The sequence below is a fragment of the Neisseria sp. HMSC065D04 genome (genome assembly GCF_001815675.1).
In the GTDB taxonomy this organism is placed as follows: domain Bacteria; phylum Pseudomonadota; class Gammaproteobacteria; order Burkholderiales; family Neisseriaceae; genus Neisseria.
Genome location: NZ_KV821457.1, coordinates 1 through 12322, shown reverse-complemented (window position 1 = coordinate 12322; position 12322 = coordinate 1). Strand labels below are relative to the sequence as shown.

Here is a 12322-nt window from a genome sequence, read left to right as displayed (position 1 = left end):
AGGTCGTCTGAAATGGATTTGAGAGAGCAAATCATTGAAGAGGCGCGGTCATGGCTTGGTACGCCCTATCATCATTTCGCAATGGTCAAGGGCGCGGGCGTGGATTGTGCCATGTTGCTTGTCGGAGTTTACAGCGCGGTCGGCATCGTCCCCGATGACTTCACGCCGCCCAAATATTCCCGCGATTGGCACCTGCACCGCGATACGGAGCGGTATTTAGAGGTCATCGCCAAGTTTTGCAAAGAGACGGACGATCCGAAGCCCGGCGACATCGCTATGTGGAAGTTTGGGCGCACGTTTAGTCATTCCGCCATCTTGGTGGGCGACGGCAAAATTATTCACAGCTACATTGGGCGCGGCGTGGTTTTGGACGACATTAATCAACCCGAACTTGACGGGCGCGAAGTGAAATTTTTTACGTTGGAGGTACTGAATGAACATTGAAGTATCAGCCTACGGGCTGGGCGGTGGTCGCAGTGGCGGCAGTGGCGGCGGCAGTTATGACGACACGGCAATCAAACAGGAATTGGCGCGAATCAGGCAGGCAGTGGCAGCCTTGCCGAGCGGCGCGCCGTATGACGACGCCGAAATCAAAAAAGAACTGGAAGCCGTCAAGAAGCAACTTTCCGACCTGCCTAAGGGTGGTGGTGCAACATACGACGACAGCGACTTGCGAAAACAGCTTGCCGCCGCTGTGGCGCGTATCGATGAAATTGCCGATACCCGCAAAGAGTATCAGGCGGCGTATATCGCGCGGGCGGACTTCCTGACCAATCCCGCAAACAATGAATTTATGACGGTCAAGTTTAAAAAACCGTTCAGCAAAAAACCGTTTGTCAAAGTGACTTTGGACTTGGTAACCGTACAAGCACGGCTGACCTATCAGGCAAACGCGACGGAAACAGGCTTTGATATTGCAACCAACTACGCAGGCTCTTTGCTTGGCTTGTGGTATGAGGCGCATTTAGTAGATTGATATTTAGAGGTTTTCTATGGGCGGTAAATCATCAACCATTACATCGGCAGAAGAACGGATTTTATCGTTACAGGTGCAACAGTCATCACAAGGGCTTACCCTGCCTGTCATCTACGGCAGAACCCGTGTAGCCGGAAACCTGATTTGGTACGGCGACTTTGTCACCATAGAAAACAAAACCACGACACAGCAAGGCGGCAAAGGCGGCGGCGGTGTGAAGCAAGTCGATATTGCTTACACCTACGAAGCCGCCGTCATGCTTGCTTTATGTGAGGGTGAAATTCAAGGAGTCGGTCGTATTTGGCGTGATAAGGAAAAGTTCGATTCGCTGGCACAATTGCGCCTAACGCTTATGCGCGGCGGCGACGAGCAGCCGTTGTGGACGCATTTGGCGCAGGCGAAGCACCAAAACCAAGCCTTGAACTATTCCGGCACCGCCTACCTGTGCAGCCCAAATTACGAACTGACGAAATCCGCGCAAATCTACCAACACAATTTCGAGGTCATCGGGAAACTGGGCTACTCCGGCAACATTCCCGACGCAAACCCGCGCGAAATTATCCGAGACCTGCTGACAAACCAACGCTACGGCTGCGGATTTCCCGTTGACAGCATTGGCGATACCGACCGATACAGCAACTATTGCCGCGCGGTCGGTATTTTTCTAAGCCCCGCCTACACAGAACAGGGCGAGGCGCAACGGAACATTTCCGAACTGCTGGAGCAGACCAATAGCGCGGCGGTGTTTTCGCAAGGTCGTCTGAAAATCGTCCCCTACGGCGACGGCAATTATTCGGGCAACGGTGCGGTCTATGTTGCCGACAACAAGGCGTTATACGACCTGACCGATGACGATTTTATCGTCTCAGGCGCGGAAGACCCTGTAAGCGTCGAGCGAAAAACCAATGCCGACGCGTTTAATCAAATCCAAGTCGAGTATCTCGACCGTGATAATGACTACAACGTCGCCATCGCTGAAGTGAAAGACCAAGCGAACATCGAGCAGTACGGATTGCGCCCGAAAGAAGCCGTCAAAATGCACGGTATCTGTAACAGCAAGGTCGCGCAAAAAGTAGCCCAGCAACTCTTGCAGCGCGCCCTGTATGTCCGCAATGAATATGAGTTTAAGCTTGGCTGGAAATACTGCCTGCTTGAACCGATGGACATTGTAACCCTGACTGACGCAGGGCTTGGTTTGAATAAAACGCCCGTCCGAATCACGGAAATTGAAGAGGATGAAGAGGGTGTCCTCTCTATCAAGGCAGAAGACTACCCTGTCGGCGTTTACACAACGTCAGAATACCCGACGCAGCCGTCTTTGGGCTATTCGGCAGACTACAACGTTTCGCCGGGTAACGCCCATGTGCCCGTTATTTTCGAAGCACCGTTGCAACTGACAGGCGGTGAACCGCAAATTTGGATGGCAACCGCCGGCGGCGATATGTGGGGCGGTGCGGAAGTGTGGGTATCGACAGACAGCGACAGCTACACCCGCGTCGGTGCGGTCAATCACAAAGCGCGTTTCGGTTCGCTGACGGCTGCTTTGCCAAGCGGTGCGGTTTTCGACCGTACTAATACCCTGAACGTAGAAATTTCCGCAGGTCAGATGACAGGCGGCACGGAGCAGGACAGCCGCGATTTGCTGACGTTGTGCTACGTTGACGGCGAGTTTTTGGCATACGCAAACGCCGAATTAAAAGGCGTGGGTCGTTATACGCTAGGTAATCTGACACGCGGCGCATATGGTTCGGCTATCGACGCCCATGCGGCGGGCAGTAAGTTCGTGCGCATTGACGAAGCATTGTTCAAATATGCCGTCCCGCGTAACTGGATTGGTCGGACTGTTTGGGTCAAACTGGTTTCGTACAACGTTTTCAGTGGCGGCATTCAAGATTTGGCGTCTGTTCCTGCGTATTCCTACACCATCAAGGGCGCGCCGCTTGGGCAAATCCAAAATCTACGCCTGACATCATCTTGGGCATACGGAAAAGAAGCGGTTATCGCTTGGGATAAGCTGGACGGCGCAGACGCCTACGACGTGGAAATCTACGCCGGCAACAGCCAACGCCGTTTACGGTCAATCAGCGGCATTGTTGACAACAGCTACACCTACACGCAGGCGGACATGAAAGCCGACGGCGGGCAGGTTCGTGATGTTGTTTTCAAGGTTCGCGGTCGAGCGGTCACCGGGAAGACGGGGAACTGGGCGCAAATCGCGGCGCAAAATCCGCAACTGCAAGCATTGCAAGGCATTTCCGCCGACAGCGGTTTGAAGCAGGCGTTTTTTACCTGTCAAAAACCTGCCGAAGAGGATTTCGCGGGCATTATCGTTTGGGTGTCTGAAAACGCAGCCGTACCGACCATAGAAGCAAACAAAGTCTATGACGGCGCGGAAACATTTGTAACCATCGCCAAATGCAACGGCAACCCGCTGGAGAAAGGAAAGACCTATCATCTACGCGCGGCAGGCTATGACAGTTTTGGCAAAGACGCCTTGAAAATCAGCAATAGTGTGTCGTTTACCGTTTACGACGTGTCAACGACAGACCTGTCAGAAAGCAATCTGAACAAGGCTCTGCGTGACAAACTTGCCCTGATAGACGGCAATGGTGCGGGAAGTGTAAATGCCCGAATCGCAGCCGAAGCGCAGGCGCGGGCTGCTGTTGCGAGAGCAGCGGAAGACGCGAAAGCCGCAGCGAAGAAAGCCGCAGACGACCTGACTACAAAAGCCGGCGAACTTGGAAACAAGATAACGGCTGTCGAGCGAGTGAATAACGAACAGGCGCAGCAAATCAGGACGGTTACGGCAGCACAAGGCACGACCGCCGCAGGCTTGGAGGCTGAAAAGAAAGCACGGGCAGACGGCGACAGGGTAGAAGCTGCGGCGCGTGAAACGTTGGCGGGTCGTGTATCTGCGGCTGAGGGTAACATCACGCGCGAAACGCAGGCGCGGGTTACAGCCATCAACGCCCAAACCGCCGCGACAGAGGCTTTGAAAACGCGGGTCGGTAATGCTGAAGGCAGTATCACGGCATTGCGCGAAACCGTTAATCAGAAAGACAGTGCAAGGGCTTCGGAAATCCAAACGCTGACCGCGAAGATTGACGGTGTTTCGGTCGGTGGCCGCAACTACGCCCTATCGACAGGAACGCCCGGCAAAGTGCTGACCGTGAGCGGGAATAATCAGACTAAAAACGTCACAATCGACGTTTCGTCTGCTTTGGATCTGAAGCAAGGCGACAATCTGATTATCTCGTGCGATATCGAACTGACAAACGCTACATCGCCATACGGTAAACCATACCCGCGAATCGGTGCGGAATTTTCCGTAACCTATGCCGATAACTCTATCGGGTATTTTGCCGCTTGGTACGACGATGCTGTCAGCGGCACGACCAAAACATTGAAGCAGCGGCTTGTTGCCAAGCACACGGTCGCCAAAGAGGTTAAGGCACTGCGTAACATCATCGTTCAAGCACGATACCAAACATCGGAATCTATCAAGGTTTCCAATGTAAAACTGGAACGCGGAACGGTAGCAACCGATTGGACACCCGCCCCTGAAGACAATGACGGTTTGCAGGAAATCCGTAGTACGGTTCAGGTAGTTCAGACGACCTTAACCAAAGCAACGGGCGACATCAAATCGCTTGGCGAACGTATCACGACAGCCCAATCAACCGCTGACGGTAACAAGGCGACGGTACAAGCCCACGCCCGCAGTATCAACGGCTTGGAAGCGCAATACACGGTTAAAGTCGATGTTAACGGCAAGGTAGCGGGCTACGGCTTGGCAACCACGCCGAAAAACGGAACGCCTGAAAGCAAGTTCATCGTGAACGCCGACCGCTTCGGCGTCGGTGCGACCGGGAAAGCCGATATCTTCCCCTTTACGGTAGATACACGGCAAAACCGCGTCGGCGTGAATGGCGAACTGGTGGTGAACGGCAAGGCGATTGTCGATAGGTTGAACGCTGGGGATATTCACGGCGACAAAATCACGACAAATACGCTGAACGCAAACCGCCTGACCGCTGGAAGCGTTACTGCGCGTGAGATGGCGGCGGGTAGTATCACGGCTGAAAAGCTGGCGGCAAACGCTGTTACAGCCAACAAGATGAACGTCAACGAACTGTCGGCGATTTCATCGAATTTGGGCAGCATCAACGGCGGCAGCTTGGATATTGGCGGCGGTAACTTTACCGTAACATCCGGCGGGCTGCTTGAAGCTAGAAATGCTGTCATTCATGGCAGGATTGAAGCGGAATCAGGTTATTTCAACGGCACGGTCAAAGCGTCGCACATTGAGGGCGATGTTTTGCGCCTGCACCGCATGAATAAGATTAATGCCAACACTTGGGAAATTAAAATTCAGGCGGACGAAGTGCCAACGTTGATGCGCCCCGATTTCAAAATCTACACGTCTAATTCGGTTAGATTTGGCTTTGGCGGAGTGCTGAATAGCGGCAAAGCAGGTTATGCAGAACCAGTGGCACGACTCGAATTAAACGGAACCGTAATGCCCAAAACCACGCTGAAAGCATCGGAAATTACGAACGCTGTATTAAACACCGATGCATCAAAAAACTACTTCGTCACAAACGAGAAGCAAATACATTCGTTCAGCTGGATGCTACTTCGCCGTAACGCGGTTAATACGATTCGGGTTACTTTGGGCGGGAATGAGACTTTTGATATGGATGTACCAGTATTGATGACTTCATACCTTGCACAAAGCGACCCTGAATATAAGGCGTTAATGGGTGGTGTTGAGTGGCGGAAGATTGGCAATCTTTCACGCGGACGGGCAAGTTCCGTTCAGCAGAAAGAAACCAAAATCCCGCTTCCTGACAATATCTACGGCGTCAAGTTCCATTACTCTATCGGCAGTTCTGATAACCGAATGGTTGGTTTGTTCTGGTCGGACAACAACGGTACGGAAACCATCTTGCAACATGGTTATCACGGCAGCCGGCGTGAGGGGTACTACGAGAAAACCAAAGATAACGTCGCAGCTTCATCAAGCATCATCTTGAGACGTGACGGCGCATGGGAAGGCCAGACCGTTGATTTGACCGAAGTTTATGTTTTAGTCGCAGTAAGACGACAATTATAGAAAGGCTCTATTATGGCAAAGCAAATTATCGCAATTTCGCATGAAATCGAAGACGAAAGCACAGGGGCGACCGCAAGCTACCATGTGATTGAGTATGTCAGTATTGACTACAAATCACACGCCGCAAGCGCAACCCTGAATGGCTATGTGTCTAAAAAGGCGTATGAGGCAGGGCGAAACCCGCTTTGTTCGCATACTGTTCCCGTCAACGGCTTACCGGAGGGCGAGGAAGTTTCCCGTGCTTGGATGTATCAGAAAGCCGTTGAGCAGGGGAACGACCAAAGCATCTTTTCAGGTTCTGAACTGATTGAAGCCTAATCTAAATTTGAAACAACGCCCGTGATGATTCACGGGCTTTTTTTATGGGCGGTCGTATGAACGATTTAGAAACAAAAATCAAGATAACCGTCGAAAACGGCACGGCTGCGGGTTTTAATCAGGCAGCAAACGCGGCGTCGAATGCGTCCAAGCAGATTGAAAACGCTATCGGGCAGGTGCGAACACAATTGACACGCAGCTTTTCCGAAATGCAGAAATCGATGGAACGTGCGTTTGATGTTGATATGTCCGATTTTGTCAGCGGGGTCAGCGACGGCAAGGAAAAAGTCAGGGAACTAAACGCCGAACTTTCCAAGACTGGAGACAAGGCAGCTGAAGCGGCTGGCGGGCTGGGTAAAATTGGAACGGTTTTAGCAGGCTTCGCAACGCTGTCATTCGCAAAATCCCTGCTTGATACCGCCGACGCCATGCAGTCGATAAACAGCCAAGTCCGACAAGTCACGTCGTCTGAAACGGAGTATTTAGCCGTACAGCGTCAGCTTTTGGATGTGGCAAACAGCACCCGTGCGTCGCTGGAGTCAACGGCAAGCCTGTATGTATCTACAAGCCGCGCCCTGAAAGACTACGGTTACACGCAACAGGAAATATTGACGTTTACCGAAGCGACGAACAATGCCATGACGATTGGCGGCGTGCAGGCGGAACAGCAAGCCGCCGCGCTTATGCAGTTGTCGCAGGCTTTGGGTAGCGGGGTATTACAGGGCGATGAATTTAAATCCATTGCCGAAGCTGCGCCAATTCTGCTTGATACCATCGCGGAATACATGGGCAAATCCCGCGCCGAAATCAAAAAGCTGGGCAGCGAGGGCGAATTGACGGCGGATGTGATTTTTAAAGCCATATCCGGTGCGTCGGAAAAATTCAGCGAGCAGGCGGCAAAAATGCCCATGACGATGGGTCAGGCTTTGACGGTGTTCTCAAACAACTGGCAAAGCATGATTTCCAAAATGCTGAACGACAGCGGCGCAATGTCGGGCATCGCGTCCATCATCAAAATGATTGCGGACAACCTGAATTTGGTCGTCCCGATTGTGGCAGGCTTCGGCGTGGCGGTTGCCGCCGCAACGGCGCAGGTCATCGGCTTTAATGTGGCGATGTTGGCAAATCCGATTGGATTAGTGGCGGTTGCCATTGGTACGGTCATTGGACTGATTTCTCAATTCGGCGACCAAATCGATATTTTCGGCGGCGGCTGGTCGAATCTGCTTGATGTGATTCAAGCGGTTTGGCAGGCAATCACGGAAACCATCGGGGCTGCAATTGCGGAAATAAAGGCTTGGTTCGGCGGCGTGACGGACTGGCTGAATGAAAATGTCGGCGGCTGGTCGGCATTGTTTAGCCGCGTTATGTCGGCGATTGCAACGGTGGTCGGTGCATATGTCAACGCCTATATCAACACGTTTGCGACAGGCTGGATGTTGATTAAAGAAGCCGCCAATAATATGCCGCAGTTCTTCGCCAATCTTGGCAAGGCTATCGGCAACGTGTTTATCTCTGCGATTGAGTGGATGGTAAACAGAGCGGTCGGCATGATTAACAGCATGATTGACTATGCCAACAAAGCCGCGTCTATGGTCGGTGTATCAGGCATAGATAAGCTGAATAATGTCCAGATTGGGCGCATGGACGACGGCGGGCTTGGTGGCCGAATCGCTGACAGTATGTCAAAAGACCGCGTCGGAAACGCAATTAGTAACATCAAAGCCCGCGCCGCCCTGATTCACGATCAAAAAGCCATGAGCGGAGGCGGTGGTGGAGGCGGGAGCATACCGAAATCCCGCATCCCGTCAGGCGGCGGCGGTAGTGGTCGCAAAGGCGGCGGGCGCAAAGGTCGCGGCGGTGGTGGTGGTCATGCAGGCGCGGCCAAAGACCCGATGCAGGCTTGGGAAGAGGAAATTAAAGCCCAAAAACTTGCGCACCGAGAAATGCAGCGCGACACGCTGAATCATCAGGAATGGGATTTGGCGCGCGAAGCCGCTTACTGGCGCGCGAAACTGGCAACGGTTGATGCGGGCAGTAAAACTGGTTTGAAACTGCGTGAAAAAATCCTGACCCTTGAGGACCAATTATCCAAGCAATCCACTGAAGCCAAAATCAATCAGGTGGCGGCATGGGAAAAGCTGGATAAGCACAAGCTGGACATGGAAAAGGACGCGGCAGACCAAGCCTTAGCCGCCGGGCGTATCTCGCAACTCGAACGCCTAGACTTGGAAATCGAGTTTGAAAACCGCCGCTATCAAATCGCCTATGACGCATTGCAAGAGCGGATCGCACTTGCCGAACAAGACCCGACATACAGCCAATCAGCCATAGACAAGCTGAAACAACAGATGGCGGAACTTGGGCAAGGTCACGAACGCGAGCAAACCAAGAATCAGGGCAAGCGTGAAAACCAACGCCGCAAAGATGCGCCCAACGTCATGGAAATGCTGCAAGACGGCGGGAAAAACGTTTGGGAAGAAGCGCAGCAACAGATGGGGCAGGCTTTTTCTGCCATGTTGTCAAGAACGCAGAATTTCCGTCAGGCGATGAACGGCTTTTTCAAGAGTATGGGGCAAACCTTTATTCAAGAAATGGTTACCAAACCGCTTGCAGGCATGATGCAGCGCATGGTTCAGGAATCGGCGATTTATAAAATGATTTTCAGAACTAAGGAATCGCTGGAAACGGCGGCGGCGTCGAAAACCGTAGCAACCAAGACGACAGAAACGACGGCGGTCGTCGGTAAAAATGCCGTTCAAGCAGCGTCAGGGGCTGCATCTTCTCAAGCTGGCATTCCTTATGTTGGTCCTATTCTCGCCGTTGCAGCGATGGCGGCAATGATGGCGGCTGTAATGGGATTGATGGGCGGTGGTGGCGGTTCTTCAACAACCACGACCACAACGCGGATTCCATCGGCGGCAGGCGGCTGGGATATTCCCGCCGGTATCAACCCACTGACGCAACTGCACGAAAACGAGATGGTCTTGCCTGCGGAACACGCACAGACAATCCGTGAGATGGCGGGTCAGTCGGGCGGCGATAACAGTACGATTATTATCAACACAACGGGCGGCGACTTTGTCCATAAAAAGGACATAGCGAAACTGCTGAAGCAGATGAATCGTGATTTCAAATTGGTGTAAGTGTTTAGGTCGTCTGAAAAGGCGGCCTTTTTTTATGGAGGTCTTTAATGAGCAAGTCTATTCAATGGCTTAAATATGCCTTTGAACTTCGGTTTCTCCCTGTGCGGTTTCAACGTTGGTTGTTCGGCACGGGGACGCGGGCGGTTGAGTTTGTCAGCGGGTGTTCGATGATTGGTTATGCGCTGGTCTTCGCGTTCTCGCCGAACGACATCTACAACTGGCCTATCTATTACAAGTTCAAAGACATTTCGGAACTGACGCTGATACTGGTATTCGGCGGCGTCGGTTTGCTGCAACTGGCGGCGATGTACTGGCAGACATTCAAAGGGGAAGTTCTGTCAGGCTATATGTTGTTGATATCAGCCTTTATTTGGTATCTGACGGCATATGCTTTCTGGGCTGCCTACCCGCCTGCTCATACAGGCATGGTTATTCCGCCCGTCTTGGCGTTCCTTTGCTTACTCGCTGGCAATAACTCACTTAAATTCTTGTTTTCGGAGGATAAATTTAAACGAAAACAGAAGGGGGAATGATGCACGATTTTTTTCAATTCGGCTATCTGTTTGCCATAGGGGGCGGCATCGTCGGTAGCGTTTGGTCGAGTATGAAAGACCATGACGCACCAGTATCAAGCCTGTTTGAAGCCTTGATTTCGGCGGTTGCAGCGGCGGCAGTAGCAGAGCGGTTTTTGATGGTAAATCAAGTATGGACTTGCGCGGTAGCCGGTGCGTTTGTCGGCATCCTGACAGGTCATGCGATGGATACCGTGAAAAGCCTAGCCCCAAACATTATGACTAAATGGGTCAAAAAAACGGCGGGTAAATTCGTCGATAAAGATTAGTTCAACAACAGGTCGTCTGAAATTCAGGCGACCTTTTTATTTGGAGACAAGAAATGCAAATCACTGAACACTTTAGCTTAAAAGAACTGACACGAAGCGAAACAGCGCGTCGTTTAGGTCTTCAAAATACGCCCTCCTCTGCTGAAATGGCAAACATCCAATACACGGCGGAGCAGCTTGAAAAAATACGCGCTTATGTTGGGCGCGGAATTGTCGTAACTTCATGCTTTCGTAGCGAGCGTGTGAACAAGGCGGTCGGCGGCTCGCCAACATCTGCCCACCGTTTCGGCTTGGCTGCTGACTGCGATGCCATCGGCTTAACTTCTTTGGCGTTTGCGAAAGAAATCATCAAAATGCGTGACGAGGGAAAAATCACGTTCGACCAGTTGATTCTTGAGTTCCCGGAACGCGGGGATGGTGCATGGGTTCATGTCGGTTTCCGCCGTAATAGCCCAATGCGTAACCAAATCATGACCGCGACCAAAAAAGGCGGGAAAACCGTGTATTTGCCGGGTCTGCACGTTTAAAGGGCGCGTATGAATCCCGTTGATTTTGCAAAACAGAAAATCACGGAATGGCAAGAAAAAAGCCGCGAAGCCAGCGAAAACGCAGACCTAGCGGCTTTTGAGTTTGCTGAACGTGAGATTAAAACCTATAAGGATATGCTTGAATTATGGCTCAAACGTTGCTCAGAAATTGGAAATTGATTGCGATTTTAGTTGTTTTCGCAATCTGTATCGGTGCGTGGCAGGCAGACCGCAAAGCGGAATATCGGCGCGGGCGCGATGAAATGGCTGCTGAAATTTCAGGTCGTCTGAAAGATGCCGCGATTGAGAAAGCTGAAGAAGACCGCAAATCGTCTGCTGTGTATCAGACCGGCAAGGCGGTGCGGGAAGAGAGAGAAAGGATTCGCTATGTTCAAGTTCCGAAACTTGTTGAACGCGTTGTCTATCGCAACGTCTGCGTCGATTCTGATGGGTTGTCAGTCATCAACGCCGCCATTTCCGACGGCGATTAAACTGCCGGCCGATTTAGTACAACCATGCCCGAGCCTGCCGAAACTTGAGGGCGGTACAGGCGCGGATGTGCTGCCGTGGTCGTTGCAAGTCATCGGCTTGTACAACGATTGCAAGGCGCGGCATAAGGCGTTGACTGATACATTTAAATAAAAAAAAGGCCGTCTGAAAACCAGACGGCCTATTCTTGTTTCAACTGTCAACTTTATTTTGACAGTTGGATGATATTATCAAGTAGTGTCAGCCATTTTGAATGCGGCATATCACGATGACTCTTTTGCCCTACGTCAGTCTCCCACCGCTGGAGTGCTGATATATTTACCTCTAACAGATCGGCGGTAGCCTGTTGCGTCAGGTTGTATTTTTGGCGTAATGCCTTGAGGTTCGCAGGCGTGTAGCCTAGTTCGGGGGTGTCAATCATCTACAAGCTCCCTCGTTGGGTCTATCAGTTCGTCAATAACTCTATGTAGGGCGTCAAACTTAGGCTGTTGCAAAGCCCGTAAGTCGGCAAATAAAAAAGCCAACTCGTCCTCATCATTTGTTCCGATCGCCCGTTTGATTTGAGAGAGCAAAGATAAATAATCCTGCTCCCATTTGCTAGCCCACTCATGCGCCATTTCTCGGCGCGACTCTCGTTTTTGGCTCTTTTTGAGCCGCTCGGTTATGCTCGTCCTACCTTTTGCCATAATGCCTCCAATAAAACAAAAGCCGCTTGAATAATTCAGGCGGCCTTTGTTTTGATACTTTTGTTTTAACACACAGCCGCCGAAGCGACTGAAGGCCTTAATTTACTCTTGGTCGTTTTTTTCGTCAAGTTTTTTATACCAAAAATCAAGTTTTGTTTGAATGTTATCCTCAAGCTCGTATATCCATTCTTGGAATCCAAAATCAGACACCCCATCCTCCTCC

13 protein-coding genes are annotated in these 12322 nt (G+C 51.6%); 11 read left to right on the top strand and 2 right to left on the bottom strand.

Annotated features, from left to right (window positions below):
- The first annotated feature begins 12 nt into the window (after nt 1-12).
- Genes HMPREF3050_RS00285 through HMPREF3050_RS15145 form a run of 11 tightly spaced genes read left to right on the top strand, consistent with a single transcriptional unit; the run spans nt 13 to nt 11566 of the window.
- Nucleotides 13-444 (top strand): NlpC/P60 family protein, encoded by a 432-nt coding sequence (locus tag HMPREF3050_RS00285; protein ID WP_070773043.1) that lies wholly within the window; start codon nt 13-15, stop codon nt 442-444.
- Nucleotides 434-976: a hypothetical protein gene (locus HMPREF3050_RS00280; RefSeq protein WP_070773041.1), complete on the top strand. Its 543-nt coding sequence runs from the start codon at nt 434-436 to the stop codon at nt 974-976. Before HMPREF3050_RS00285 ends, HMPREF3050_RS00280 begins: the two co-directional genes overlap by 11 nt.
- 16 nt (nt 977-992) lie before the next feature.
- Entirely contained in the window at nt 993-6092 is a 5100-nt protein-coding gene (locus tag HMPREF3050_RS12945) for a phage tail protein (protein WP_246830191.1), read from the top strand.
- Nucleotides 6093-6104: 12 nt separating this feature from the next.
- Nucleotides 6105-6410: a hypothetical protein gene (locus tag HMPREF3050_RS00270; RefSeq protein WP_070773039.1), complete on the top strand. Its 306-nt coding sequence runs from the start codon at nt 6105-6107 to the stop codon at nt 6408-6410.
- Nucleotides 6411-6466: 56 nt separating this feature from the next.
- Nucleotides 6467-9556 (top strand): tape measure protein, encoded by a 3090-nt coding sequence (locus HMPREF3050_RS00265; protein WP_070773087.1) that lies wholly within the window; start codon nt 6467-6469, stop codon nt 9554-9556.
- 47 nt (nt 9557-9603) lie between these two features.
- Nucleotides 9604-10089, top strand: a complete 486-nt coding sequence (locus HMPREF3050_RS00260) for a hypothetical protein (RefSeq protein WP_070773037.1) — start codon at nt 9604-9606, stop codon at nt 10087-10089.
- Nucleotides 10086-10397: a hypothetical protein gene (locus HMPREF3050_RS00255; protein WP_070773034.1), complete on the top strand. Its 312-nt coding sequence runs from the start codon at nt 10086-10088 to the stop codon at nt 10395-10397. The genes HMPREF3050_RS00260 and HMPREF3050_RS00255 overlap by 4 nt, the downstream gene beginning before the upstream one ends.
- A gap of 53 nt (nt 10398-10450) precedes the next feature.
- Nucleotides 10451-10924, top strand: coding sequence for a D-Ala-D-Ala carboxypeptidase family metallohydrolase (locus HMPREF3050_RS00250; RefSeq protein WP_016686404.1), 474 nt, complete (start codon nt 10451-10453; stop codon nt 10922-10924).
- Between the two features lie 9 nt (nt 10925-10933).
- Nucleotides 10934-11104 carry a hypothetical protein gene (locus HMPREF3050_RS14500; protein WP_168166245.1) on the top strand — a complete coding sequence of 57 codons (171 nt, stop codon included), beginning with the start codon at nt 10934-10936 and terminating at the stop codon, nt 11102-11104.
- A complete protein-coding gene (locus HMPREF3050_RS00245) occupies nt 11071-11415 on the top strand; it encodes a hypothetical protein (RefSeq protein ID WP_070773032.1) in 345 nt (114 codons plus the stop codon). Before HMPREF3050_RS14500 ends, HMPREF3050_RS00245 begins: the two co-directional genes overlap by 34 nt.
- A complete protein-coding gene (locus tag HMPREF3050_RS15145) occupies nt 11372-11566 on the top strand; it encodes an Rz1-like lysis system protein LysC (protein ID WP_094113268.1) in 195 nt (64 codons plus the stop codon). The genes HMPREF3050_RS00245 and HMPREF3050_RS15145 overlap by 44 nt, the downstream gene beginning before the upstream one ends.
- 52 nt (nt 11567-11618) lie before the next feature.
- Here HMPREF3050_RS15145 and HMPREF3050_RS00240 read toward each other — a convergent pair whose 3' ends face one another.
- The gene (locus HMPREF3050_RS00240) at nt 11619-11834 is read right to left on the bottom strand and encodes a helix-turn-helix domain-containing protein (RefSeq protein WP_070773030.1); all 216 of its coding nucleotides are present in this window, start codon (nt 11832-11834) and stop codon (nt 11619-11621) included.
- Nucleotides 11827-12171, bottom strand: a complete 345-nt coding sequence (locus HMPREF3050_RS00235; protein WP_246830190.1) for a hypothetical protein — start codon at nt 12169-12171, stop codon at nt 11827-11829. Before HMPREF3050_RS00235 ends, HMPREF3050_RS00240 begins: the two co-directional genes overlap by 8 nt.
- Between the last annotated feature and the right edge of the window lie 151 nt (nt 12172-12322).